Raw genomic sequence first — 24165 nt, 5'->3', positions numbered from 1 at the left:
CAGCAGAGAGTGACGTGTGAGCGACTACTACGAGATCCTCGGCGTGGCCCGTGACGCCAGCCAGGACCAGATCAAGAAGGCGTACCGCAAGCTCGCGCGCGAGCTGCACCCGGACGTCGCGGGCGAGGAGGCGGGCGACCGCTTCAAGGACGTCGCGCGCGCCTACGAGGTGCTGTCCAACCCGGAGAAGCGCCAGCAGTACGACCTCGGCGTCGACCCCAGCGCCCCCGGCGGCGGGGGCGGCGGCCCCATGGGCGGCGGGTTCGGCTTCCAGGACATCTTCGAGACGTTCTTCGGCGGCGCCCAGGCGCAGCAGGGGCCGATCCCGCGTGCCCGCCGCGGCCAGGACGCGCTCGTGCGGCTCGACATCGACCTCTCCGAGGCGACGTTCGGCGCGCAGCGCGAGCTCCAGGTCGACACGGCGGTCGTGTGCGGCACGTGCGGCGGCACCTGCTGCCGTCCGGGCACCTCGCCCCGCACGTGCGAGGTGTGCCACGGCCGCGGCACGGTCCAGCGCGTCGCGCGCTCGTTCCTCGGCCAGGTCATGACGAGCGCGCCGTGCGCCGCGTGCCAGGGCTTCGGCACGGTCATCCCCGAGCCGTGCGCGGAGTGCTCGGGCGAGGGCCGCGTGCGCAGCCGCCGCAGCATCACGGTCAACGTCCCGGCGGGCGTCGACACGGGCACGCGCATCAAGCTCACCGCGCAGGGCGAGGTCGGCCCGGCCGGCGGCCCCGCGGGCGACCTGTACGTCGAGATCCGCGAGCGCAACCACGACACGTTCGTGCGCCGCGGCGACGACCTGCACTGCACCCTCCAGGTGCCCATGACGGCGGCCGCCCTCGGCACCGTGCTCGAGCTGGAGACGCTCGACGGGCTCCAGGAGATCGACCTGCGCCCCGGCACGCAGCCGAACCAGATCGTCACGCTGAAGAACCTCGGCGTCGGGCACCTGCACGGCAGCGGTCGCGGCGACCTCAACGTGCACATCGAGGTCCAGGTGCCGACGGCCCTCGACCCCGAGCAGGAGCAGCTCCTGCGCTCGCTCGCCGCGCTGCGCGGCGAGGAGCGGCCCGAGCCCCGGCTCGCCGCCGCGCACCCGGGCGTGTTCTCGCGCCTGCGCGACAAGCTCTCCGGCCGCTGAGCGGGGCGCGGGCATGAGTGCTCCGGTGTTCCTCGCCGAGACGGGGACCGACGGCGTCGCGCCCGGCGACCGCTACGTGCTCGACGGCGCGGAGGGCCGGCACGCGGGCGTCGTGCAGCGGCGCGGCGCAGGGGAGCGCGTCGACGTCGTCGACGGCGACGGGCTCCGGCTGCGGTGCGTCGTCGAGCACGCCGAGTCGGGCCGCGTGACGCTCCTCGTGCAGGAGGTGGACCGCGAGCCGGCACCGGACGTCGTCGTGACGCTCGTCCAGGCGCTCGCCAAGGGTGACCGCGACGAGATGGCGATCGAGGCGGCGACGGAGATCGGCGTCGACGTGGTCGTGCCGTGGCAGGCGGAGCGCTCCGTCGTCGTGTGGCGCGGCGAGCGCGCGGCGAAGTCCCGCGCGCGGTGGCTCGCGACCGTCCGCACGGCGACCAAGCAGGCCCGGCGGGCGCGACTGCCCCGCGTCGAGGTCGCGCTCGACTCGCGCGGCCTCGCGGCGCGCGTCGTCGACGTCGTCGCGGCGGGCGGTCGGGCGATCGTCCTGCACGAGGAGGCGACGACGCCGCTCGCCGACGTCGGGCTGCCCGCCGGTCCGGCCATGGACGGCGCGGCGGCGCCCGAGGTGCTCGTCGTCGTCGGCCCGGAGGGCGGGATCTCCGACCGGGAGCTCGCCGACCTCACGGCGGCCGGCGCGGTCGCGGCGCGGCTCGGGCCCCACGTGCTGCGCACGTCGACCGCCGGCCCGGTGGCCGTGGCGCTGCTCGCGGAGCGGCTCGGCCGCTGGGGCGTGGCCGGGACGCGTGGTCTAGCCTCGGGGTCATGACGAGCACCGACCTGCGCACCGACCCGGACTGCCTCTTCTGCCGCATCGTCGCGGGGGAGGTGCCGGCCGACGTCGTGGCGACCAGCGAGCGCTCGATCGCGTTCCGCGACATCGACCCGCAGGCGCCCGTGCACGTGCTCGTGGTGCCGCGCGACCACCACGGCGACATCGCCCAGCTCGCGGCGGCGGACCCGGAGCTGCTGGGCGACGTCGTCGCGCTGGCGGACGAGGTGGCGGGCGACCTGGCCGACGGCCAGTTCCGGCTCATCTTCAACTCGGGGCCGCGCGCCGGCCAGAGCGTGTTCCACGTGCACGGCCACGTCATCGCGGGCGCCGAGCTCGGTTGGTCGCCCGCCTGAGCCCTGCGCGAAAGCGCGTGTGACGCCCGGCCGCGCTCGGTACGATGGAAGCGATCTGCGGGGCGGTGGCCGTCCCGGACCCACTGCCCGACCGAAGGAGCGCAGCGGCGCAAGCCGGCTCATGACCTCTCTGTCCCGAGAACCCGACCCCTCGTCGCACCGGGTCGAGCACCGCATCGTCATCCCGAACCACGTGCCGATGGTGGCGCTCCTCGGTAGCCGCGACTCCGTGCTCCGGGCCGTCGAGGAGGGGTTCCCCGCCGTCGACGTGCACGTGCGGGGCAACGAGATCGCGGTCGCCGGCCCTCCGGGGGAGGTCGCGCTCGCCGCGCGCCTGCTCGACGAGCTCGTCGAGGTCGTCGAGGCCGGCACCCAGCTCACGGCCGACGTCGTCACGCGGTCCATCGCGATGCTCACCGCCGCGACGGCGTCGCGCCCGGCCGAGGTGCTGACGCTCAACATCCTGTCGAGCCGCGGCCGCACGATCCGGCCCAAGACCGTGGGGCAGAAGCGCTACGTCGAGGCGATCGACGCGAACACCATCACGTTCGGGATCGGTCCCGCCGGCACCGGCAAGACGTACCTCGCGATGGCGAAGGCCGTGCAGGCGCTGCAGTCGAAGCAGGTCAACCGCATCATCCTCACGCGCCCGGCCGTCGAGGCGGGGGAGCGGCTCGGGTTCCTGCCCGGCTCGTTGACGGAGAAGATCGACCCGTACCTGCGCCCGCTGTACGACGCGCTGCACGACATGATCGACCCGGACTCGATCCCCAAGCTCATCGAGGCCGGGACGATCGAGGTCGCCCCGCTCGCGTTCATGCGCGGGCGCAGCCTCAACGACTCGTTCATCATCCTCGACGAGGCGCAGAACACGACCACCGAGCAGATGAAGATGTTCCTCACGCGCCTCGGCTTCGGGTCGCGCATGGTCATCACGGGCGACGCGACGCAGGTCGACCTGCCGGGCGGCACCCAGTCCGGCCTGCGTGTCATCGAGGACGTCCTCACCGGCGTGGACGACGTCGAGTTCTGCCGGCTCACGTCGTCCGACGTGGTGCGGCACCGGCTGGTGAGCGACATCATCGACGCGTACGCGCGGTGGGACCTGGCGAGCGGCGGGGGCTCGGCGAGCTCCGGGTCGCGCCGCCGCGACGACGACCGCCGCGGGCGCCCCGCGGCACGAGAACGACGGACGAGGGACGACGCGTGAGCATCGAGGTCAACAACGAGACCGAGGCCGAGGTCGACGAGGCCGAGTTCGCGGCGCTGGCACGGTACGTGCTCGACGCGATGCGCGTGCACCCGCAGAGCGAGCTGTCGATCCTCTTCGTCGACACGGACGTGATGAGCGAGCTGCACGTGCGCTGGATGGACGAGCCCGGCCCGACGGACGTGCTGTCGTTCCCCATGGACGAGCTGCGGCCCGGGCGCGACGGCGAGGTCGCCGGCCCCGGCCAGCTCGGCGACGTCGTGCTGTGCCCGGAGGTCGCCGCCCGGCAGGCGGTGACGGCGGGCCACTCGACGGCGGAGGAGATGCTGCTGCTCACGACGCACGGCATCCTGCACCTGCTCGGCTACGACCACGCCGAGCCGGAGGAGGAGAAGGAGATGTTCGCGCTGCAGCGCAAGCTGCTCCTGACCTTCCTCGCGGGCCGGTGAGCGGCGAACCCGTCGCGCTCCTGGCGGCCCTGACCGTCCTGACGGTCGTGCTCGCGGCCGCGCTGAGCGCGGGCGAGGCGGCGGTGCTGCGCGTGACGCGGGCGGCCGTCACGGAGGCCGCCCTGGGCGACGACCCGGCCGTGCCCGCCCGCCCGGAGGGGCGTCGGGCGCTGGCGCTGCTCGCGGACCCGGCGGCGACCGTGCGCTCCGTCGGCTTCGTGCGCGTCGTCGCGGAGGTCGCGGCGGTCACGTGCCTCACGCTGCTCGTCGCGGCGTGGCTGGAGCCGTGGTGGCAGGTCCTGCTCGTCGCGCTCGCGGTGAGCGTCGTCGTCGGGCTCCTCGTGGTGCGCGTGAGCCCGCGGTCCCTCGGCCGCCGCCACGCGGTGCGCGTCCTGCTGAGCCTGTCGCGCCTGCTCACGGTCGTCGTCGGGGCCACGCGCTGGCTCACGCGGCTCGCCCCGGCGCCCGACGAGGGAGCCCACCAGCGCGAGCTCCAGGACATGGTGGACCGCGTCAACGAGTCCGAGGTCATCGAGGAGGAGGAGCGCGAGCTCATCCGCTCCGTCTTCGAGCTCGGCAGCACCCTCACGCGCGAGGTCATGGTGCCCCGCACCGACATGGTGACGACGGCGCGCGACACGCCCCTGCGCAAGACCCTCTCGCTCTTCCTGCGCTCCGGCTTCTCCCGCATCCCGGTCACGGGCACGTCCGCGGACGACCTCGTGGGCGTCGCCTACTTCAAGGACGTCGTGCGCGTCCTTCAGGGCGGTCCCGGGACCGACGCGCGGCCCGTGAGCGAGGTCGCGCGCCCCGCGATCTTCGTACCCGAGTCCAAGCCCGTGGACGACCTGCTGCGCGAGATGCAGGCGTCGTCCTCGCACATCGCCATGGTCGTCGACGAGTACGGCGGCGTCGCGGGACTGGTGACGATCGAGGACGCGCTCGAGGAGATCGTGGGCGAGCTCACGGACGAGCACGACCGGCCGGAGCCCGAGGTCGAGGACCTGGGCGACGGCGTCCTGCGCGTGCCCGCCCGCCTCGGCGTCGACGAGCTCGGCGAACTCTTCGGCCTCGGCCTGGACGACGACGACGTGGACACCGTGGGCGGCCTGCTCGCCAAGGCGCTCGGCAAGGTCCCGCTGCCCGGCTCCGTGGCCGAGGTCCACGGGCTGCGCCTCGAGGCCGACCGCGTCCAGGGCCGCCGCAAGCAGCTCGCGACCGTCCTCGTCTCCACGGCGACCTCGCCCGACGCTCCGGTCCCCGCGCCGGACGAGCCCGACCCCGCGGCCGACACCCGTCAGCCCCTCCCCACCGTGAAGGACACCCCGTGAGCACGACCACCCCCGAGCACCGCTCCGGCTTCGCCTGCCTCGTCGGGCGGCCCAACGCGGGCAAGTCGACCCTGACGAACGCGCTGGTCGGCCAGAAGGTGGCGATCACCTCCGGGCGCCCCCAGACGACGCGCCACACGATCCGCGGGATCGTGCACCGCCCCGACGCGCAGCTCGTCCTCGTCGACACCCCGGGGCTGCACCGCCCCCGCACGCTGCTCGGCGAGCGTCTCAACGACCTCGTGCGCGAGACGCTCACCGAGGTCGACGTCATCGCGTTCTGCCTGCCCGCCGACCAGAAGATCGGCCCGGGCGACCGCTTCATCGCGAACGAGCTCGCGGAGCTCATGCGCGGGCGCCGCGGCACGCCCGTGGTCGCGGTCGTCACGAAGGCCGACCTCGTGGACCGCGGCACCCTCGCCGCGCACCTGCTCGCGGTCGACCGGCTGGGGGAGACGGCGGGCGGCTGGGCCGACATCGTGCCCGTCTCGGCCCAGGACGGCTACCAGGTCGACGTGCTCACCGACGTCCTCGTCTCCCACCTGCCCGAGGGCCCCGAGCTGTACCCGGGCGGCGAGCTCACGGACGAGCCGGAGGCCGTCATGGTCGCCGAGCTCGTGCGCGAGGCGGCGCTCGAGGGCGTGCGCGACGAGCTCCCGCACTCGCTCGCGGTCCAGGTCGAGGAGATCGTGCCCCGCGAGGGCAGCGGCGACGAGGCCACGGGCCGGCCGCCGCTGCTCGACGTGCGCGTCAACCTCTTCGTCGAGCGCGACTCGCAGAAGGCGATCGTCATCGGCCGCGGCGGCTCACGGCTGCGCGAGGTCGGGACGCGCGCGCGGCACGGCATCGAGGCGCTGCTCGGGGCGAGGGTCTACCTCGACCTGCACGTGAAGGTCGCCAAGGACTGGCAGCGCGACCCCAAGCAGCTCCACCGGCTCGGCTTCTGACCCGGGGGGACGTCCCCCGTGCCGTCGTCGGGACGGCACCAGGGACCGGCCGGCGGCCCGCGACGTACGATTCCTCGGTGATCTTCCGGACCGCCGCGACGACGGCAGCCCTCGCGATCGTCCTCGCGATCGTCGGAGCGGTCACCGGGCCGCAGTGGGACCCGGTGCCCGTGACCGAGCACCTCGTCCCCGAGACGCCCGACACGACCGTCGGCGGGCAGCCGCCGGGCGGGGCCGCCCCGGTCGGCACCTACGACGTGCGCGAGACCGACGTGACGGTCCGGCTCGACGGCGCGACCGTCGGGGGCGTGCTGCGCGAGCCCGTCGACGCGGGCGACGACCTCCCGGGCATGGTGTTCGTGCACGGGGCAGGGACCGGCCTGGCGTCGGAGGCGTTCGTGGACGTCGCGACCGACCTCGCGAGCGCGGGCGTCGTGACCCTCGTCCCGGACAAGCGCCTGGACACCTACACCACGCGCCACCGCGACTACGAGGCGATGGCGCGCGACTACGCGCACTCCGTGGACCTCCTGCGGGCGCGTCCCGGCGTCGACCCGGAGCGCGTGGGGCTGTACGGAGAGTCCGAGGGCACGTGGATCGTGCCCGTGATGGCGGCCGACGACCCGACCATCGCGTTCACCGTCCTCGTGTCCGCGCCCGTCGTGCCGCCGCGCCAGCAGGCCGCGTTCGCGGTCGACAGCTACCTGCGCAACACCGACGTGCCCCACGGGGTGTTCCGGGCGATCCCGCGCGCCGTCGGGATGGCGATCCCCGGCGGCGGCTTCGAGTACGCGGACTTCGACGTGGAGCCGTTCCTCGAGCGGCTCACCCAGCCGGTGCTCGTCGTGTACGGCACCGCGGACCCGTCGATGCCCGTCGAGCAGGGGGCGCGGCAGATCCTCGACGCCACGGGCCCGTCGTCGCAGGTGCCGGGCGGGGCCGACGTCACCGTGCGCTACTACGCGGACGCGAACCACGGGATCAAGATCGACGACGTGCTCGTGCCCGACTTCCCGCGCGACGTGAGCGCGTGGGTGACGTCCCTGCCCGCGAGCGCGACCGCGCTGCCGCAGGTCGCGGGCGCCGAGCCCACGCAGCAGTACCTCGCCGGGCCGGTCCCGTCGCCGCGCTGGCTGGGCAACGGCGACCTGTTCGTCGCCCTCGTCCTCGCCGCCGTCGGGCTGCTCGTGCTCGGCCCGCTCGTCGGCCTCGTCGGGGGCCTCGTGCGCCGGCTGCGACGGGTCGCTGGCCGGCCCGGAGCGCCCGCCGGTCTCGCGCCCGGCTTCCGCGTGCCGCTGGTGGGGCTCGGGGTCGGCGCGTTCGCGACGACGGTCGCGCTCGTCGTCTACCTCGTGGCCACCGCGCGGCTCGCGCTCGACTACGAGAAGGACGCGTGGGTCGTGCAGGGCGGCTGGATCGGGGTGCGGCTCGTCGGGCTCGCGACGCTCGTCGCGGGCGCCCTGCTGGTCAACCGGGCCGCCGAGGTCCGCTCCGCGCGCCGTGCGCACGACGAGCGCCGGGGCACCGACGAGGTGGTCGCCGCGGACGAGGGCGGGAGCGTGCTGCAGGTCGCGCGGGGCGTGACCCCCCGCGTCATGCTGTGGTGCGTGGTCGCGGGGTCCACCGTCCTGCTCGTCATCCTCGCGTACTGGGGCGTCTACCAGCTCGGCATCTGACCGTGCCGGTGCGCCGTCGTCCGGGCGCGACGGTCCCGCCGCTCGCCCGGCGCGGCCCGACGGGCGTGCGTATCGTGGACGGGTGAGGCGCCGTCGGCTCGCGCAGGACCGGGCGGCTCGTGCCGGGCACGTCACCCACGAGCCGACGACGGACGGTGCCGGGACGGCGGTCGGCGGCCTCGAGCTGCTGCCGCCCGAGCTGCGGTCCGACGACCGGTTCGACGCCGCCCTCGACGCCGCGCTCGCGGGTCCTGCCGAGGCGCCCGTCCGCCGTCCGCCCGACGGGCCGCGACCCCGGGACGAGGACGGTCCGCCCGCCACGCGGAGCGGGCACCACGACCGAGCGGCCCGCGACGTGCTGCCCCTGTCGCGCCCGCAGGACGAGCGCCCGCCCACGGCCCCCGACATGCCCGGCCCCGCGCGGTCCGGCGCGCCCCGGCCGTCCGGGACCGCCGGGGGCGGCGAGTCCCCGCAGGTGCGTGCGCCCGGGCGCCGCTGGTTCCTGCACCCCGTCCCGTGGGTGGCGCTCGCGGTCGCCGTCGCGTTCGCCGGCTCCGTCGCCTTCACCGCGTCGATGGAGGACGCGCGGCCCGTCGACGTCACCGCGCTCGCCGGGGGGCTGCGGCCGCTCGAGGACCCGCCCGAGCCGCGCTGGTCGGTCCCCGTCGAGCCCGGCACCGAGGTGGTCCCCGCGGTCGGTGCCGTCGTGACCGTCGACGGGTCGCTCACGGCGTACTCCGTCGCGGACGGCTCGGTCCTCTGGCGGTCCGAGCGTCTCGGCGACCGTGCCACGTGCCTGCCGGCCTCGGGCGAGCCCGCGCGCGAGGTGGTGGTGTGCGCGGTGCCGACGGGGTGGCGCGAGCAGGCGGCCCGGCTCACCACCGTGCGCGCGACGACCGGGGAGGTCGTGGGGGAGCGCACGGCCGCGACGGCGGGGCGGCTGTCCGTCGTGCCGGTCGGCGCGACGGACGTCGTGCGGGCGTGGTGGCGCGGCGACGAGGTCGCGGTGGTGCGCGAGGACGCCGCGACCGGGGAGGTGCGGTGGGAGCGCACGCTCGCGCACGACGGCCTCGGGAGCGGCGGCGACGTCGTGCTCGACGTGCGCCGCGGCGTCGTCGACGTCCTCGCGCCGGGCGTCGCGGCGGCGCTCACGGAGGACGGCCTGTCGCTCGTCGAGGACGACGTGTGGACCATCGTCCGGCTCCAGGACGGGCGCTACGTCGGCAACGAGTACGGCCGCGGCACCGCCACGGTGTTCACCGCCGCGGGCGAGCCCGCGTTCCGGATCTCCGGCCGCGTGCTCGAGGCGCCCCTGTCGGACGGGTCCGCGCCGGGCGTCATCGTCACGAACACGTTCGGCAGCATCGTGGGCGTGGACGCCGCGACCGGCTCGGAGCTGTGGTCGTTGCCGGGCACGGGCATGCGCGCCGTCGCGCGGGTCGACGGCCGCGTCGTCGTCCAGACGGACTCGGCCTACCGCAGCGTCGACGCCCGCACGGGCGAGGAGGCGTGGGCCGTCACGCTCGAGGACGGCGGCCCCGGGCCGGTGCTCACCGACGGCCGGTCGCTGTTCGTCACGGAGCGGCAGCGCCGCCAGCCAGGGCTCGTGTCGATCGCGCTCGACGACGGGGCGGTCGAGTGGCGCTGGACGCTGCCCGAGGGCACCTACGACGTGCTCGCGGTCGAGGGCCGGCTCTTCCTCCTCGGGACCGGCGGGCTGACGGCCGTGTCCTGAGCGGCGTCTCAGCGATCCTTGAAGTAGCGGAACAGCGAGCGCTCGCGGGTTCCGAGGACGCCGAGCAGCGCGCCGAGGAGCGCGCCTCCCGTGCCCACGGCGACCACGCGCAACCCCGTCCACCACGCCTCCGCTCCGGGGTCGGGGTTGCCCCACCGGGAGATCCAGAGCAGGCATGCGCCGGCGATCAGCGCACCGGCGAGCGTCCAGGCGAGGACCTCCAGGAGCACCTGCCAGGCGAGCGCGGGCCGGGGGACCCGCGCGTGCAGCGCGGCCGCCAGCTCGAGCCGCCGCGCGCGGACCGAGGCCGCTCCGAGCACGAACCCTGTGAGCAGCGCTGCGACCGGCGCGTGACGTGTCAGCCGGTGCGCCAGCAGGTCGAGCGCGTCGTGCTCCGCGCCCAGCCGGGTGTTCAGCTGGCCCAGCGTGGCCTCGGTGGGGTCCGTCCCCGGGAGGAGGGCCGTCGGGAGCAGCGCGCTCGACCCGGCGTCGACGGGCCAGGCCTCGGCCCAGCAGACGTCGAACGTCCCTGCCGGGGGGACCGGCGTCAGCACGGCGTAGGCGAGCGCGCGATCGCGCCCGTCGTCGGGGTAGGCATAGATGCCGGCCACCGTCGCGTCGCCCGAAAACGTGGCGAGCCGGTCTCCCGCCACCACGCCGAGGGTCTCAGCGAGCTCTGCGGACAGCCAGACGCCGCTCGTGCGCGCGGGCGTCGTCGTCCCGGTGAGCACGTCGAGCAGACCCGGAGTCACGTCGAAGACGCTGAGCCGCGAGGAGGGCAGGCTGAGCGCCCGCAGAGGCTCGCCGGCGCGGTAGGCCCCGGCGGTGATGCCGGGGACGTCGCCGAAGGCCTCGCACCGACCACCGTCCACGCGTCCCGGCGCAGCGAGCGTCGCGATCGCTGCCCCCGACGCCCGGAAGTCGGCGGCACCGCGCAGCACGTCGACGACGGCACGGGTGTCGAGCGCAGCGAGGGTCCCCACCAGGAGGACGAACGCCACGGCAAGCAGGAGGGCGCGGGTGGTGCCCGAGCGGAGGTTGCGTGCGGCCTCGGACGCGACCGACCGGGGCCGCATCACGAGGTCCTCGTCGCTCGGGCCCGGGTGAGGTCGACGACGCGGGTGCACGCGTCGCGCGTTCGAGGGTCGTGGGTGGCGACCACGACGATCGAGTGCTGCTGCGCCACCCCGGCGAGGACGGCGTTCACCGTGCCGGCGGTGCGCAGGTCGAGCTGGGCCGTGGGCTCGTCGACGAGCAGCAGGTCCGGGGCGAGCGCGACCGCGCGCGCGAGCATCAGCCGTTGTGCCTCTCCGCCTGACAACGCGCGGAACGGACGGTCCGCGGTGGCAGAAAGCCCGAAACGATCGAGGATGGCGCTCGCTCGCAGCTCGGCCTCGCGGCGCCGCAGCCCCCGTGCGAGAAGGGGCAGGACGACGTGGTCCAGGGCGGAGCGCCGCGGCACGCCGTGGGGGTTCTGGAAGACCCACCCGACGTGTTCTATCCCCTCCCGCTCCACCGTGCCCGCGGACGGCGTCACCCAGCCGGCCAGGATGCTGAGCAGGGTCGACTTGCCCGAGCCCGACGGCCCGACCAGCGCGACCACCTCGCCCGGGTCCAGGTCCAGGTCCAGGCCGGAGAACAGGTCGCCGGTACCGGCGAACGCGTGGGCGAGACCCCGCGCACGGACTGCTCGGGTCACCGGCAGTCCCGGCTGCCGGTCGGCGGCGTGAGCGCGACGCGGGCAGGGGTGCTCCCGTCGTCGAACGTGACGAAGGTCTGGCCGAGCGAAGAGGCCACGACGGTCACCGGGCGCGGTCTCCCGTCGGCCACGACGCAGGCCGTGCCGCCCGAGAGGCCGTACAGGGCCCCGGGCGCCACCGTGGAGACCTGGAGCGGCTGCGCCAGCACGTAGTCGAGGGTCATCGGCTCCGTGGCTCCCTCGCTCTGCGAGAAGCGGAACGCCGCGTCGTCGTGGACGGCGTCGAGGAACGACCTGTCCCGGACCACGCCGTCGTCTCCGACCGCGGCCGTGGTCTGGGACCCGGCGAGCCGCACGACGCGGTCGCCCGGCGTCGCGTCCTGCGGCACGGCGTCGATGCGCACGGACTCGAGGACGCCCGCGACGGTCGCCAGCCCGGTGCCGGCGAACGGCTGGCCGACCTGTGCCTCGCACGTCGTGACGGTCACCGAGGGCGCCGGCAGCCACAGGACGGAGGCGACCGCGAGCGCTCCGGGCGGCCGCGCAAGACCGAGCACGTCTCTCTGCAGCGCGGACACGGAGGCCTTCGTCGCCGCGCCGTACTCGCCGTCCGGCTCGACGTCGAAGCCGAGCCGGGCCAGCTCGCGCTGGAGGCTCGCCACGTCGTCGCCCTTCGAGTCCGGCGCGAGGTCCCGCCACAGCGGGACGTCGGTGGCCAGCGCGAGGACGGGGCGGTCGTCGATCGTCGCAGGCGAGCTGCCTGACGCGATCGTCGCGCCCGGCGCGCACGCGCTGCGTCGCAGCCGCCCTGAGTCGCCGAGCGTCAGCGTCGTGCTCGGGGTGAGCTGCGGGGTGACCGGGACCTGACGGGCGTCGTCGAACTCCTGCGTCACGACGGCGACGGACGCTTCAGCCGTGGCAGGGCCCCGCAGCGAGGCGGGGGTGCGCTCGGGGACGACGAGGACCCCGGCGATCGCCCCGCCCGTGACGAGCACCAGCGCCGTCAGGGTGGACGTGGCCCACGCGGTCCTGCGCGGGGGAGCGAGAGCGGCTCGCTTCACGGCACCCTCGTCTCCTGTTCGCGCTCCTCGACGGCTATGACACGCACGTCCCGACCTCAGGCGGAGGGACGTAGGACTCGTCGTCGACGAGCTCCTGCAGCTCCTGGTCCGTGAGGTCATGGATCTCGTCGACCCCGGCCGACTCCAGGCACTCGCGCCACAGCTCCAGCAAGGACCTGCCCTCGGGGTTGCTCCGCATCTCGTGGTAGTACAGGCCGATGTCCCAGATCGTCCCGTCCGCGCACGCGTCGGCGATCGTAGGAATCTGGTCCAGCGCGGCCTCGGGGTCTGCCGAGGCGCTACGGAAGGCGTCCTGGGACTCCTGCGTCGCGCCGTAGGAGAACCCGTCGCCGTCGCCGAAGTCCGCCTCCAGGCCGCGGTCAGACATGCAGCGCGCGTAGGCGTCCCGCGCCTCGGTGAGCTCTGCGTCGGTGATCTCGTAGTCGGCGAGCACCTGCCGCTCCAGCGCGCTGACGTCGTCGGCGAGGAGCGCGTCGATCTCCGTGCGCCACCGGTCGGCCACGTCCGGCGCCGGGTCCGCGCCGGAGGAGCACCCCGCCAGTGCCAGCGCGAGGCCCGCTACGGCGACACCGAGGTGCTGCCTGGTCCGTGGACCTTCGAGCGTCCTCGCAGCCTGCCGACCGGTCCGGACGGTCGTTCCTGGGCGCCGGAGCATCGACGTGCGCACTGCTCTACACCGTCTGCTCGTAGAAGCCGAGCTCCGCGCTCCCGGACATGATGGACCCGCCCGTCCTGCCGGAGGCGTACGTGGTGCCGCTCGGTGCGTACACGGTCACGTTGCTCGTCGAGACCTGTCGGTTCGTCCAGTACGCGGTGCCGCCGGCGGACCGGTACTGCACCCGGGCGGAGACGCGGTAGCAGCTGCTGTTCTGCGCGGTCGCGCCACCGCTCGGCTTCAGCGCCTTGTACTGGCACGTCGCCGTGCTCGCCCGCACGGTGATCGTGCCGGTCGCCGCAGTCGCCGTCGGAGGGAGGGCCACCAGGCCCCCCAGCACCAGGACGCCTGCGGCCCCGACGCTCGCCCACGACTTCCTCAGACTCTTCTGCAGCACCATGTCTGCCCCCCGGGGATGTGGTCGCCCTCGTCGGCGGCCATGGAGTCCTCATGCTGGCGCCCGCGGACCGCGTTTCGCAGGGGTGCTCACATATTGGGACGTCGGCTCGGCCGCGCTCGTGGCCTTTCCTCGGCGGGCGGCCTGATCCGCCCCGGGAGCACGGCGCCGCGCGTGGGCGCTTGAGCCGCACGTGATGAACCGGTAGAAACGGTCGGGGCCCCTCGGCCCGGCGTGCGTGCGACCGGCACCGCGCGACAGCGTAGGGAGTGCACGATGACCAACCAGACAGAGCCGGCCGAGGACCCGCAGCCCGGTGCTGCGGGCACCGGGCCGACCCGGGCGCCCCAGGGCGTCACGGCGGGTGACGGGGACTCCACGGCCGAGCGCGCACCGGACGGTGCGACGGGCTCGGCAGGGTCGGACCCGGACGCGGCGGGAGCCGCGGACACGGGCACGGAGAAGGACACGGGCTCCGCGCGCGAGACCGGCGGGGCCTCGACGGCGACCGCCACCGCGTCGCCCTTCGCCGGGATCCCGGTGAGCGACTACGTGCGCGACGGCGTCGCCGCGCTGCTGCTCCTCGTCTCCCTCGCGCTGCCGTGGGACGTGTCGAGCCGCGCGTCGGACAAGATCGAGGTCGTCCTGCTGACGATCCTCTCGCTGCTGACGCTCGCGCTGCCGTACCTCGCGCGCACGGGCGTGCTCCCGACGACCTGGACCGTGCACACCACGCGCACGGTCCGTCTGCTGGCCAACGCGCCGTACGTGCTGCTCGTGCTCGTCTACCTCGTGGTCGACGTCGTGGGCGGCGGCGACCTCGCCGACGGGTGGGGCGGGGTCGGCTCCGCCGCCGCGCTCGGCCTCGCGGGCGCGCTCCTCGCGGCGCAGCCGCGCGAGAGCGAGCTCGGGCCGCAGGACCAGGACCGCGCGGTCACCGACCGGTGGCTCCAGGCGCTCCTCGCGCTCGCGGCGCTCCTCGCCCTCACCGTGCTGCTCACGGTGATCCTCACCGCCACCGGCACGCGCCTCGGCGGCGCCCTGTTCGTGCTGCTGGTGATCGTGGCCGCGGTGTTCGTCCTCGCGCTCGCCGGGCTGCCGACGTACGGCACGTGGCGCCGGTCCGAGGCCGCGCGCCTCACGCTCGTCGGGCTGGGCGTCATGCTCGCCGTCGGGTTCGTCCTCGGCTCGGGCAACAACGGGCTCGTGACGATCGAGAGCACGCACGGCGGCCGGTTCGGGCTCGTGCTCGTCCCGGCGCTCGCGGCCGTCGCCGCGGCGCCCGCCGTGCACCGCGCGATGGCCGCCGCGGACCCGGTGACCACCTGGGTGCGCGTGGCCGTCAACGCCCTCGACCTCGTGCTCGTCGTCGCGGGCTACGTCGCCGTGAGCGCCGTGCTCACCCTGGCCGACGGCGCACGCGGCGTCCCGGTCGTCCTCGCGGTGATCGTCGGTGTCCTCGCGGCCGCCGTCGCGTTCGTCGCGCGCCGCTCGCTCGCTCGCGACGCCGCCACCGGGCGCCCGCTCGCGCTCGGCGGCGCCGGGGTCGTGGCGCTGCTCGGCATCGTGCTGCTCGTCGTGACCTCGAACCGCGTCGTGCTCGGCGGCGGGGTGGAGCACGTGCTGCTCGCCTTCGGCCTCCCGCTGCTCGTCGTCGGGGCGCTCACCGTGCCGCGCGAGGTGCGCGCCTACTTCGCCGAGCACCGCCCCGTGCCCGCGGCCACCGGGGCGGAGGCGGCACGCGCGTACGTGTGGCAGCCGCCCGCGCCGAAGCAGCCCAAGCCGGCCCGGCCCGCGCCCGCCCCGGCGGGCCCGCCGACCGGCGCGCACCCGACGACCGAGCACTCGGGTGCCTACCCGGGCACGGGCGCCTACCCGGCCACGGGACCGACGGGCGCCTACCCGGCCACCGGACCGACGGGCGCCTACCCGCCGGCCGGACACACCGGCCCCGTCCCGACGCAGCAGGCGCCGGACCGGCGGTTCGCCGCCGGGTCCGACGCGACCGAGGTGCTCCCGGTCCAGCCGGCGGAGCCGGAGCGCAGCGGGTACGCCGCGCGTCCCGGCCTCACGCCCGACGAGGGCCCGTCGACGGCGGTCCTGCCCGCCTACCAGGAGGAGCAGCCGGGCACCGGCCCGCAGCCGACCGCCCAGCAGCCCGGCCAGGGGTACCCCCAGCAGGGATACGGCCAGCAGCAGGGCTACGCGTCCTCCGGGCCGGCGCAGCAGGGCTACGCGCCGCAGGGGTACGACCCGCAGGGCTACGGCCAGCAGGGGTACGCCCAGCAGCCCGCGGCGCAGCAGCCGTCGTACGCCCCGCCGGCCCAGCCGGCGGGCTTCACCGCGGCCCAGGCGCTCGACCCGGGCACGCCGCTCGAGGTCCTGGCGCAGATCGTCCAGGACGCGCCGCACCTGCGGCCCCAGGTCGCGGCGAACCCGTCGACGTACCCGGCGCTGCTCGAGTGGCTCGGCAACCTCGGTGACCCTGCGGTCGACGCGGCGCTGCGCTCGCGACGCGGCTGACGCACCCCGGCGCCCGGTCGGCCCTCCGCGCGAGGGCCGGCCGGGCGCACCCACGCCGTGCCCGAGGAGCGGACGTCCCGGGCGCGCGGACGGCGGAGGAGTACAGTGGCGTCGTGCACCTGATGCGGCAGCTCCTCCTTCGTTGCCGCGGCGAGGCCCTGTAGCCGGTTCCTCGTCGCGGTGGTTGGTGTGCCGGCTGACACCGATCAGGACGACCCCGAAGGACCGACGATGAACGCCTCCGCCCCCACCTCGACGCCCACCGCCGCGGACCCGAACCCGCAGCAGCCGTCGGGCATGCCGATCCACAAGTACCTGCCGTTCCACCGGCAGATCGACGTCTCCCTGCCTGACCGCACGTGGCCGGACAAGCGCATCGAGACCGCGCCCCGCTGGTGCGCCGTCGACCTGCGCGACGGGAACCAGGCCCTCATCGAGCCCATGAACGCGGAGCGCAAGCTGCGCATGTTCGAGCTGCTCGTCGCGATGGGCTACAAGGAGATCGAGGTCGGCTTCCCCTCGGCCTCGCAGACCGACTTCGACTTCGTGCGGATGCTCATCGAGGAGGACCGCATCCCGGACGACGTCGTCATCCAGGTCCTCACGCAGTCCCGCGAGCACCTCATCGCCCGCACGTACGAGGCGATCAAGGGCGCGAAGCAGGCGATCGTGCACCTCTACAACTCGACGTCCGTCCTGCAGCGCGAGGTCGTGTTCCGCTCGGACGAGGACGGCATCATCGCGATCGCCGTCGACGGCGCGCGGCTGTGCAAGAAGTTCGAGGAGACCGTCCCGGAGACGACGGTCTACTACGAGTACTCGCCCGAGTCGTACACCGGCACGGAGCTCGAGTTCGCGGCCCGCATCTGCAACGAGGTGCTCGAGGTCTTCGAGCCTCGCCCCGACCGCAAGGTGATCATCAACCTGCCCGCCACGGTCGAGATGGCGACGCCGAACGTCTACGCCGACTCGATCGAGTGGATGAACCGGCACCTGCACCACCGCGAGAACGTCGTGCTGTCGCTGCACCCGCACAACGACCGCGGCACGGCGGTCGCGGCCGCCGAGCTCGGCTACCAGGCGGGCGCGGACCGCATCGAGGGCTGCCTGTTCGGCAACGGCGAGCGCACCGGCAACGTCTGCCTCGTCACGCTGGGCATGAACCTGTTCAGCCAGGGCGTGGACCCGCAGATCGACTTCTCCGACATCGACCACGTCCGCCGCACGGTGGAGTACTGCAACCAGCTCGGCGTCCCCGAGCGGCACCCCTACGCGGGCGACCTGGTCTTCACGGCGTTCTCCGGCTCGCACCAGGACGCCATCAAGAAGGGCTTCGACGCGATGGCCGTCCGTGCGGAGGCGGAGGGTGCCACGGTGGACGACATCACGTGGGCCGTCCCGTACCTGCCGATCGACCCCAAGGACGTCGGCCGCTCGTACGAGGCCGTGATCCGCGTCAACTCGCAGTCCGGCAAGGGCGGCATCTCCTACCTGCTGAAGTCGGAGCGCCACCTCGACCTGCCGCGCCGTCTGCAGATCGAGTTCTCGCAGTCGGTGCAGCAGCACACCGACGCGCACGGCACGGAGGTCACGGGCGAGGACATCTGGCGCCTCTTCTCGGACGAGTACCTGCCCGTCGAGCCCGGTTCCGGCCTGGAGCCGTGGGGCCGGCTCAAGCTGCGCTCCACGCGCGCGTCGTCGAGCGAGGACGGCCCCGACACCCTGAGCGTCGACGTCCTCGACCGCGGCGAGGAGCTGACGCTCGAGGGCACGGGCAACGGCCCGGTCGCGGCGTTCGTCGACGCGATCGCGCAGGTGGGGGTCGACGTCCGCGTCCTGGACTACGCGGAGCACGCGCTCTCGGAGGGCGGGGACGCCACGGCCGCGGCGTACGTGGAGTGCCAGGTGGGCGACGACGTCCTGTGGGGCGTGGGGATCGACCCGTCGATCACGACCGCCTCGCTCAAGGCCATCGTGTCCGCCGTGAACCGTGCGGAGCGTGCCCAGGGCTGACCGCCCTCCCGCCGATCTCGCCGACGGCCCGGACGACCTCGTCGTCCGGGCCGTCGGCGTTTTGTCGACACCATGTTGGTAAGATGCCGACGCACTGTCGACAAAATTGGAAGGCTTCTCATGTTCCTCGCGTTGCGCGAGCTCGTCTTCGCGCGCACCCGCTTCCTGCTCATGGGCGGTGTCGTCGCGCTGGTCGCGGTCCTCGTCGTCCTCCTCTCCGGGCTGTCCGCCGGCCTCGTCAACGACGGCGTCTCCGGCCTCAAGCGCACGCCCGTCACCGACTTCGCCTTCGCCGAGGGCACCGGGACGGACGCCGCGTTCACGCGCTCCGTCATCGAGACGGACCAGGTCGGCACCATGGCCGAGCAGCCGGGCGTGCTCGAGGCCGCCCCGTACGGCCTGCTCCTGGCGAACGCGCACCAGGAGGACGGCTCGCCCGTCGACCTCACCCTCGTGGGCGTCGAGCCCGGATCGTTCGTGGCCCCGGCCGCGATGGCGGAGGGCGACGCCGTCGGGGCGGCGGACGGCATCGTCGTCTCGGCGACCGCCGCCGAGGACGGCCTCGCCATCGGCGACACCGTTGCCCTCGCGCGCCCGGAGCGCACGCTCACGGTCGTGGGCGTCCTCGAGGACCAGCACACGTTCGGCCACGTCGACATCGCCTACCTCCCGCTCGGCACGTGGCAGGAGCTCCTCGCCGGGGCCGAGCAGCCGGGAGCCGACGTGCCGGACGTCGCGACCGCCGTCGCGCTGCGCACCGATCCCGGGTCGTTCGACCGCGAGGCCGCCGACGCGGCGTCGGGCACGGTGACGCGCACGCTCACCGAGTCCTTCGACGCCTCGCCCGGGTACGCGGCCGAGACCGCGACCCTCCTGCTCATCCAGGTGTTCCTCTACGCCATCTCGGCGCTCGTGGTCGGGGCGTTCTTCACCGTGTGGGTCATCCAGCGCCGGCACGAGATCGCCGTGATGCGCGCCATGGGGGCACGGCGCCGCTTCCTGCTCGCCGACTCCCTCGGCCAGGCCGCCGTGCTCCTGCTCGCCTCGATCGGCGTGGGCTTCGCCCTCGGTGTCGCGGCGGGCGCGGGCCTCGGCGCGTCGCCGATGCCGTTCGCGCTCCAGGCCCCCGACCTCGTGCTGGCCGGCGTCCTGCTCTTCGTCCTCGGCATGGCCGGAGCGGCCGTCGCCGTCGCGCGCGTCACCTCCGTCGACCCCCTGACCGCCCTGGGAGGGCAGCGATGAGCACCACCACCCCCGCCACGCCCGTGCTCGAGATCGACCGGGTCACCGTCCGCCACGGCGACGGCGACACCACGGTCGTCGCGCTCGACGAGGTCAGCCTGAGCGTCGCCGCGGGCGAGCTCGTCGGTGTCGTCGGGCCCTCGGGCTCCGGCAAGTCGAGCCTGCTCGCCGTCGCCGGTGCGCTCACGGCGCCGGACTCCGGGACCGTCCGTCTCGAAGGGGTCGACCTCGGCGCGACGAGCGACCGCGAGCGGGCCCGGCTGCGGCGCGAGCGCATCGGCTTCGTCTTCCAGTCCGGCAACCTCCTCCCGGCGCTCACGAGCGTCGACCAGCTCCGGCTCGCGCTGCGGGTCGCCGGGATCGACGAGCGCGACCCCCGTGCCCGCGACCCCCGCGAGCTGCTGGGCTCGGTGTCCATGAGCCACCGTGCCGACCGGCGCCCGGACCAGCTCTCGGGCGGCGAGCGGCAGCGCGTGGGGATCGCCCGCGCGCTCGTCGCGAGCCCCGCGCTGCTCCTCGTCGACGAGCCGACGGCGGCGCTCGACCGGGCCCGCAGCCACGAGGTCGTGAGCCTGCTGGCCCGCGAGGTCGAGGCCTACGGCGCCGCGGCGCTCATGGTCACGCACGACCACGACGTGCTCGAGCACTGCCACCGGGTCGTCGAGATGGTCGACGGGCGGCTCGGGCTGCCCGCGGTGGCCGGCTGACGTCGGCGGGCGGCCCCGGAGGGCCGCCCGACCGCCCCCGGTCGGGCATGATGGTCCGGCCGGGGGCCGTCGCGCTCCCGGGGGAGCGCTCCGCAGACGCTCCGGGAAGGAGGACCCTCGTGCCCAAGATCGCCGCCCCGACGGTGGCCGAGCACCGCGCGGCGCAGCTCCGGACCCTGCTCGACGCCGCGCGCGACCTCATCCGCGAGGACGGCAGCGGGCTCACGCTCGCGGCGGTCGCGGCGCGGGCCGGGCTCGCCCGGTCGAGCGTCTACCAGTACTTCCGGTCGCGGGAGGAGCTGCTCGACGCGGTCGTCGCCGACGTCGTGCCGCGGTGGTCCGCGCGCATCACCGCCGCGGTGGCCACCGCGGCGTCCCCGGAGGACGCGATCGTCGCCTACGCGCGCGAGAACCTGCTCCTCGTGGCCGAGGGCGAGCACGCCGTCGTCGCCGCGCTGCGCGCCGAGGCGGGCCGCGAGGCGCTCGCCCAGCAGAGCGCCGCGATGCACGCGACGATCCTCGTGCCGCTCGTCGAGGCCCTGGAGCAGCTCGGCGTCCCGGACGCCGCGCGCTCCGCGGAGCTCGTCAATGCCGTGGTGCTCGCCGCGGCCCGCCAGGTCGAGTCCGGCGAGGACGCGGGCACGACGCTCGCCCGGGTCCGCGCGGTCCTCGGGTGCCTCGCGCCCGCGTGACCGCCGTCGGCGGGTGGTGCGCGCCGTGTCGGCGGCGTGACGGACAATAGGGGCGTGGTGCTGTACCGAGACGACGCGATCGTGCTGCGCGCCCAGAAGCTGGGCGAGGCGGACCGCATCGTCACCCTCCTGACGCGCGAGCACGGGAAGGTGCGCGCCGTCGGCAAGGGCGTGCGCCGCACGTCGTCCCGGTTCGGCGCGCGGCTCGAGCCGTTCATGCTCGTGGACGTCCAGCTCTACGCGGGCCGGTCGCTGGACACGGTGACGCAGGCGGAGACGATCGGCCCGTACGCGCGCCGGATCTGCGAGGACTACGGCCTGTACACGGCGGGCGCCGCGATGCTCGAGACCGCGGAGCGCCTCGTCGCCGACGAGCGCGAGCCCGCCGTGCAGCAGTACTGGCTGCTCGCGGGCGCGCTGCGGGCGCTCTCGGAGCACGCGCACGCGCCGGGGCTCGTGCTCGACTCCTACCTCCTGCGCGCGCTCGCCGTCGCGGGCTGGGCGCCGTCGTTCGTCGACTGCGCGCGGTGCGGCGAGCCGGGCCCGCACCACGCGTTCGCCGTCGCGCAGGGCGGGGCCGTGTGCTCGCGCTGCCGCCCGCCGGGATCGACGGCGCCCGCGCCCCAGACCTTCGCCCTGCTCGCCGCGCTGCTCGCGGGGGAGTGGGACGCGGCCGACGCGTCGGACGCCCGGCACCGCAAGGAAGCGAGCGGCCTCGTGGCCGCGTACAGCCAATACCACCTGGAGAGAACGTTGCGATCACTGCGCATGGTGGAGCGGGACGCTCCCGCCCCGCACGTCCCCGCCGTCCCGCACGCCGACGAGGCCGCCGCCTCCGCGGACCCGCGCGCCGGTGCCGGGGCGGACGCCTGATGGCGCGGCGCACGTACCAGCCGCCGTTCCCGCACCCCAGCGGTGCGCGGCCCCCGGCGATCCCGGCGCAGTTCGTGCCGAACCACGTCGCGGTCGTCATGGACGGCAACGGCCGCTGGGCCAACGCGCGCGGGCTGCCGCGCACCGCGGGCCACGAGGCCGGCGAGGCGGCGCTGCTCGACGTCGTCGCGGGCGCCATCGAGATCGGCGTCAAGCACGTGTCGGCGTACGCGTTCTCGACCGAGAACTGGAAGCGCTCGCCCGACGAGGTCCGCTTCCTCATGGGCTTCAACCGCGACGTGATCCGGCGTCGCCGCGACGAGATGGACTCGTGGGGCGTGCGCGTGCGGTGGGCGGGGCGTCGTCCGCGGCTCTGGGCGTCCGTGATCAAGGAGCTCGAGGTCGCGGAGGAGCAGACGAAGCAGAACGACGTCTGCACGCTCACGATGTGCGTCAACTACGGGGGGCGCGCCGAGATCGCCGACGCCGCGGCCGCCATCGCGCGCGAGGTCGCCGCCGGGCGGATCGACCCGCGCAAGGTCACGGAGCGGACCGTCCAGCAGCACCTCGACGAGCCCGACCTGCCGGACGTGGACCTGTTCCTGCGCAGCTCGGGCGAGCAGCGCACGTCGAACTTCATGCTGTGGCAGGCCGCGTACGCGGAGCTCGTGTTCCTCCCGGAGCCCTGGCCCGACGTGGACCGCCGCTCGCTGTGGCGCGCCGTCGAGGAGTACGCGCGCCGCGACCGCCGCTACGGCGGTGCGGTCGACGCGGTGGGCGGGACGGCGGGCGGCCCGGCCTGACGTCGCGCGCGGAGCAGCGCGTGCCTTGTCGCCGGGACGCCGTGGGAGGCGGCCGGTAGCGTGCGCGGCATGACTCTGAGCATCGGCATGGTGACCGTCGACTCCACCGACCCGCGGCCGCTCGCCCAGTGGTGGGCGCGCCGCCTCGGCGGGCGGCTCGTCGACGAGGCGGACGGGTGGTTCCTCGAGGTCGTGCCCGCCGAGGGGGTGACGGCTCCGGTCCTCGGGTTCCAGCGCGTCGAGGACCCGACGCCCGGCAAGAACCGGCTGCACCTCGACCTCGGCACGTCCGACCGCGAGGCGGACGTCGCGGCGCTCGTGGCGGACGGCGCGACGCTCGTCGGGGAGCACACCATCCCCGGGTACCGCTGGGCGGTGCTGGCCGACCCGCAGGGCAACCAGTTCTGCGTCGGCGCGCCCGAGGAGCCGACGAGCGTCGGTTGAGGCGCGCGGTCGTCCCGTCGGGCGTCCCGTCGGGTCGGCCCGTCAGCGAGCCAGCGCGTCGAGCCGGGCGGCGAGCTCGGCCGGGCGGCTGAGCGCCACGAGGTGGCCGCCCGGCATCGTCTCGACCTCGGCACCGAGCCGCTCGCGCGCGACGGCGCGTTGGAACGGCGGCGGGAAGAGGCGGTCGTCGTCGCCCTGCAGCACGACCGTGGGCACGGCCGGCCAGGCGCGGGCGGGCCACGGCTCGGCGAAGGACCGCTCGGACGGCTGCCGGTCGCTGCGCTGCACGACGACCGCGACCGGGTCCGGCACGTCGTGGAAGAAGTCGTCCACGGGGTCGAACGGGCCCAGGCCCGTGGCGGCACGACGCGCGGCATGGTCCGTCGCCCGCCACCAGTCGCCCCCGCTCTCGCCCGGTCGCGGGATCATCGGGTTGAGCAGCACGAGCAGGCGGACCGCCTCGCGCTCGCACACGAGCGGCCCGACGTACGCGCCCATGGACTGGGCGACCACCACGAGGTCGTCCCGCTCGGCGGGGGCCGTCGCCCGGCGCAGCGTCGTCACCGCGACGTCGGTGAGGTCCGCCCAGTCGTGGCCCTCGTCGTGCTGGGGGAGGTCGACGGCGACCGGCCGGTGGCCGAGCCGGTCGAGCTCCGGGACGAGCAGGTCCCAGTACGCGGGGTCGCCGCCGGCGCCGGGAAGCAGGAGGAACGTCGTCATGGAGGTTCGGACGGTCCGGGACGCGTCATCTCATCGGTCGGTGTGCGGCGCGTCCTCGTCGCGAGGGAGCGTCGCCTGCCCGTCCAGCGCGGGGACGTCCCCGGCGGGCGCGCCGGTCGGCACGACCGCGGCGTCGGCGCCCGCCCGGGCGGCCCGGCGGCGGGCCATGAGGACCACCGCCACGACGACCACGACGACGATCGCGACGAGCACCGCGACGCCCGTCGGCGAGCCCGTCGCGGCGGCGAACGCGGCGGTCCACACCGCCCACCCGACGGTCGCGTAGATCGTCGCGTGCACCGCGCACCCGAGGATCATGGCCGCGAGGTAGCGCCCGAACGGCATGCGCACGACGCCCGCGGCGGCGTTGATCACGGTCTTCGTCCCGGTCGCGAGGAACGACGCGGGCACCGCGAGCACGCCCCACCGCCGCACGGTCTCGATCCCGCGTGCGGCCGACCGTCCGGACAGCCAGGCGTGGACGCGCGCGACCCACGGCTTGACGGGGCGTGTGCGGTCGAGCGTCCACGTCGTGACGAGGCGCGCGATCCAGTAGGTCGCCTGCGTCCGCACGAACGCGATCGCGAAGAAGAAGGCGAAGAGCGCGGCGAACGGGGCGCCGTCCAGCGCGTCGGGCACCG

Annotated in this window: 24 protein-coding genes; 17 read left to right on the top strand and 7 right to left on the bottom strand. The window is 75.0% G+C overall.

Going from position 1 to position 24165, the window contains the following annotated elements:
* The first annotated feature begins 16 nt into the window (after window positions 1–16).
* The 9 genes from dnaJ to BXA05_RS13840 all read left to right on the top strand — a co-directional run bounded on the left by dnaJ (window position 17) and on the right by BXA05_RS13840 (window position 9674).
* Window positions 17–1141 (top strand): molecular chaperone DnaJ, encoded by a 1125-nt coding sequence (gene dnaJ / locus BXA05_RS13880; RefSeq protein ID WP_043651775.1) that lies wholly within the window; start codon window positions 17–19, stop codon window positions 1139–1141.
* A gap of 13 nt (window positions 1142–1154) precedes the next feature.
* Entirely contained in the window at window positions 1155–1967 is an 813-nt protein-coding gene (locus BXA05_RS13875) for a 16S rRNA (uracil(1498)-N(3))-methyltransferase (protein ID WP_076405559.1), read from the top strand.
* A complete protein-coding gene (locus BXA05_RS13870; protein WP_021482946.1) occupies window positions 1964–2326 on the top strand; it encodes an HIT domain-containing protein in 363 nt (120 codons plus the stop codon). Before BXA05_RS13875 ends, BXA05_RS13870 begins: the two co-directional genes overlap by 4 nt.
* A 121-nt stretch (window positions 2327–2447) precedes the next feature.
* The gene (locus BXA05_RS13865; protein ID WP_076405557.1) at window positions 2448–3536 is read left to right on the top strand and encodes a PhoH family protein; all 1089 of its coding nucleotides are present in this window, start codon (window positions 2448–2450) and stop codon (window positions 3534–3536) included.
* Window positions 3533–3985 (top strand): rRNA maturation RNase YbeY, encoded by a 453-nt coding sequence (ybeY, locus tag BXA05_RS13860; RefSeq protein WP_076405555.1) that lies wholly within the window; start codon window positions 3533–3535, stop codon window positions 3983–3985. Before BXA05_RS13865 ends, ybeY begins: the two co-directional genes overlap by 4 nt.
* The gene (locus BXA05_RS13855) at window positions 3982–5316 is read left to right on the top strand and encodes a hemolysin family protein (RefSeq protein WP_076405554.1); all 1335 of its coding nucleotides are present in this window, start codon (window positions 3982–3984) and stop codon (window positions 5314–5316) included. The genes ybeY and BXA05_RS13855 overlap by 4 nt, the downstream gene beginning before the upstream one ends.
* Window positions 5313–6263, top strand: coding sequence for a GTPase Era (era, locus tag BXA05_RS13850; RefSeq protein ID WP_043651768.1), 951 nt, complete (start codon window positions 5313–5315; stop codon window positions 6261–6263). Before BXA05_RS13855 ends, era begins: the two co-directional genes overlap by 4 nt.
* A 77-nt stretch (window positions 6264–6340) precedes the next feature.
* Window positions 6341–7939 (top strand): alpha/beta hydrolase family protein, encoded by a 1599-nt coding sequence (locus tag BXA05_RS13845; RefSeq protein ID WP_076405552.1) that lies wholly within the window; start codon window positions 6341–6343, stop codon window positions 7937–7939.
* Window positions 7940–8021: 82 nt separating this feature from the next.
* Window positions 8022–9674, top strand: a complete 1653-nt coding sequence (locus BXA05_RS13840) for a BamB-related PQQ repeat family beta-propellar protein (protein WP_076405550.1) — start codon at window positions 8022–8024, stop codon at window positions 9672–9674.
* Window positions 9675–9682: 8 nt separating this feature from the next.
* Here BXA05_RS13840 and BXA05_RS13835 read toward each other — a convergent pair whose 3' ends face one another.
* The 5 genes from BXA05_RS13835 to BXA05_RS13815 form a co-directional block, all read right to left on the bottom strand.
* Window positions 9683–10753, bottom strand: coding sequence for a hypothetical protein (locus BXA05_RS13835; protein WP_170963183.1), 1071 nt, complete (start codon window positions 10751–10753; stop codon window positions 9683–9685).
* Window positions 10750–11373, bottom strand: coding sequence for an ABC transporter ATP-binding protein (locus BXA05_RS13830; protein ID WP_076405546.1), 624 nt, complete (start codon window positions 11371–11373; stop codon window positions 10750–10752). The genes BXA05_RS13835 and BXA05_RS13830 overlap by 4 nt, the downstream gene beginning before the upstream one ends.
* Complete coding sequence (locus tag BXA05_RS13825) at window positions 11370–12434, bottom strand: peptidoglycan-binding domain-containing protein (RefSeq protein WP_170963182.1); 1065 nt, start codon at window positions 12432–12434, stop codon at window positions 11370–11372. Before BXA05_RS13825 ends, BXA05_RS13830 begins: the two co-directional genes overlap by 4 nt.
* A 34-nt stretch (window positions 12435–12468) precedes the next feature.
* The gene (locus BXA05_RS13820) at window positions 12469–12957 is read right to left on the bottom strand and encodes a hypothetical protein (protein ID WP_143311162.1); all 489 of its coding nucleotides are present in this window, start codon (window positions 12955–12957) and stop codon (window positions 12469–12471) included.
* A gap of 169 nt (window positions 12958–13126) precedes the next feature.
* Window positions 13127–13510, bottom strand: a complete 384-nt coding sequence (locus tag BXA05_RS13815; RefSeq protein ID WP_076405540.1) for a hypothetical protein — start codon at window positions 13508–13510, stop codon at window positions 13127–13129.
* A gap of 273 nt (window positions 13511–13783) precedes the next feature.
* On the opposite strand from BXA05_RS13815, the gene BXA05_RS20310 reads away from it, so the two are divergent.
* The 8 genes from BXA05_RS20310 (at window position 13784) to BXA05_RS13775 (ending at window position 22804) form a co-directional block, all read left to right on the top strand.
* On the top strand, window positions 13784–16030 hold the full coding sequence (locus BXA05_RS20310) for a DUF7937 domain-containing protein (RefSeq protein WP_076405539.1): 2247 nt from the start codon (window positions 13784–13786) through the stop codon (window positions 16028–16030).
* 231 nt (window positions 16031–16261) lie between these two features.
* Entirely contained in the window at window positions 16262–18043 is a 1782-nt protein-coding gene (gene leuA / locus BXA05_RS13805; protein WP_043651760.1) for a 2-isopropylmalate synthase, read from the top strand.
* Between the two features lie 120 nt (window positions 18044–18163).
* Window positions 18164–19285: an ABC transporter permease gene (locus BXA05_RS13800; RefSeq protein ID WP_076405537.1), complete on the top strand. Its 1122-nt coding sequence runs from the start codon at window positions 18164–18166 to the stop codon at window positions 19283–19285.
* A complete protein-coding gene (locus BXA05_RS13795; protein ID WP_076405535.1) occupies window positions 19282–19992 on the top strand; it encodes an ABC transporter ATP-binding protein in 711 nt (236 codons plus the stop codon). The genes BXA05_RS13800 and BXA05_RS13795 overlap by 4 nt, the downstream gene beginning before the upstream one ends.
* 119 nt (window positions 19993–20111) lie before the next feature.
* Window positions 20112–20684, top strand: a complete 573-nt coding sequence (locus BXA05_RS13790) for a TetR/AcrR family transcriptional regulator (protein ID WP_009862740.1) — start codon at window positions 20112–20114, stop codon at window positions 20682–20684.
* Between the two features lie 54 nt (window positions 20685–20738).
* Window positions 20739–21557: a DNA repair protein RecO gene (gene recO, locus BXA05_RS13785; RefSeq protein ID WP_061266734.1), complete on the top strand. Its 819-nt coding sequence runs from the start codon at window positions 20739–20741 to the stop codon at window positions 21555–21557.
* A complete protein-coding gene (locus BXA05_RS13780) occupies window positions 21557–22360 on the top strand; it encodes an isoprenyl transferase (protein WP_061266733.1) in 804 nt (267 codons plus the stop codon). Before recO ends, BXA05_RS13780 begins: the two co-directional genes overlap by 1 nt.
* A gap of 69 nt (window positions 22361–22429) precedes the next feature.
* Window positions 22430–22804 (top strand): VOC family protein, encoded by a 375-nt coding sequence (locus tag BXA05_RS13775; protein WP_043651741.1) that lies wholly within the window; start codon window positions 22430–22432, stop codon window positions 22802–22804.
* A 42-nt stretch (window positions 22805–22846) separates the two neighbouring features.
* Here BXA05_RS13775 and BXA05_RS13770 read toward each other — a convergent pair whose 3' ends face one another.
* Complete coding sequence (locus tag BXA05_RS13770) at window positions 22847–23524, bottom strand: alpha/beta fold hydrolase (protein ID WP_076405533.1); 678 nt, start codon at window positions 23522–23524, stop codon at window positions 22847–22849.
* Window positions 23525–23554: 30 nt separating this feature from the next.
* Window positions 23555–24163, bottom strand: coding sequence for a DedA family protein (locus BXA05_RS13765; RefSeq protein ID WP_076405531.1), 609 nt, complete (start codon window positions 24161–24163; stop codon window positions 23555–23557).
* Between the last annotated feature and the right edge of the window lie 2 nt (window positions 24164–24165).

Source organism: Cellulosimicrobium funkei (assembly GCF_900155925.1).
Lineage (GTDB): Bacteria > Actinomycetota > Actinomycetes > Actinomycetales > Cellulomonadaceae > Cellulosimicrobium > Cellulosimicrobium funkei.
Note: the sequence above shows the minus strand (reverse complement) of the source record. Positions and strands in the feature narration are given on the sequence as shown.